This is a genomic window from Pseudovibrio sp. Ad37 (assembly GCF_001623075.1).
Classification (GTDB): domain Bacteria; phylum Pseudomonadota; class Alphaproteobacteria; order Rhizobiales; family Stappiaceae; genus Pseudovibrio.
Genome location: NZ_LMCF01000189.1, coordinates 1 through 828, shown reverse-complemented (window position 1 = coordinate 828; position 828 = coordinate 1). Strand labels below are relative to the sequence as shown.

1 protein-coding gene and 1 pseudogene are annotated in these 828 nt (G+C 49.3%); one reads left to right on the top strand and one right to left on the bottom strand.

Annotation, left to right across the window (positions count from 1 at the left end; all coding sequences use genetic code 11):
* Positions 1 to 627, top strand: a pseudogene (locus PsAD37_RS20955) (IS3 family transposase); the annotation flags it as partial.
* Positions 628 to 639: 12 nt separating this feature from the next.
* On the opposite strand, the gene PsAD37_RS27850 reads toward PsAD37_RS20955, so the two are convergent.
* Positions 640 to 828, bottom strand: a 189-nt coding sequence (locus PsAD37_RS27850) for an IS3 family transposase (protein ID WP_153039681.1), incomplete at its 5' end; no start/stop codon positions are given.

Sequence of the window (828 nt, the reverse complement as noted above, 5' to 3'; positions counted from 1 at the left end):
AGGCCAGTTTCACCGGAAATATTGAAACTCATGCGCCGGCTGGACGAGTTGCATCTAGAGTATCCGTTTGCGGGTAGCCGCATGCTGCAGCAGCTGTTGAAGGTAGAAGGCTTTGATATCGGCCGACGTAGAGTAAGGTCCTTGATGAAGAGGATGGGTATTGAGGCAATCTACCGACGACCCAATACGTCCAAACCGGCGCCAGAACATAAAATCTACCCGTATCTGCTGCGTGATGTGGAGGTTTTAAGACCCAGTCAGGTCTGGGCCATCGACATTTCCTACATTCCCATGGCAAAGGGCTTCACCTATCTGGTCGCTATCATTGACTGGTACTCGTGCAAAGTTCTGAGCTGGCGGTTATCAATCACCATGGAGGCTACCTTCTGCATCGAAGCTCTGGAAGATGCACTCGCTAAATACGGCAAGCCAGAGATTTTCAACTCTGATCAGGGCTCTCAATTCACCAGCATAGACTTCACCGATGTACTCAAGCGTGAGAAGATCAAGATCTCCATGGATGGCAAGGGAGCATGGCGCGACAATGTTTTTATCGAACGGTTCTGGCGCACCATCAAGTATGAGGAAGTCTACCTCAAGGCCTACGCCAGTGTGCCAGAGGCCAGAAAATGGACTGACCTAAAGAAAATGGAGAGCCTCTGTCTCACTATTTCTTTTCTGTCTCTCGAACGCGATTGGCAATTGATAGCCTAACGACGAGTGTCGCCTGATTGGATTGTAAAAGCCCTCAATGTAAAGGCCAAGTGCCTTTTCTGCCTTCTGACGAGTCTGAAAGGTAGTTCGCCACAACATTTCAGACTTAATGGT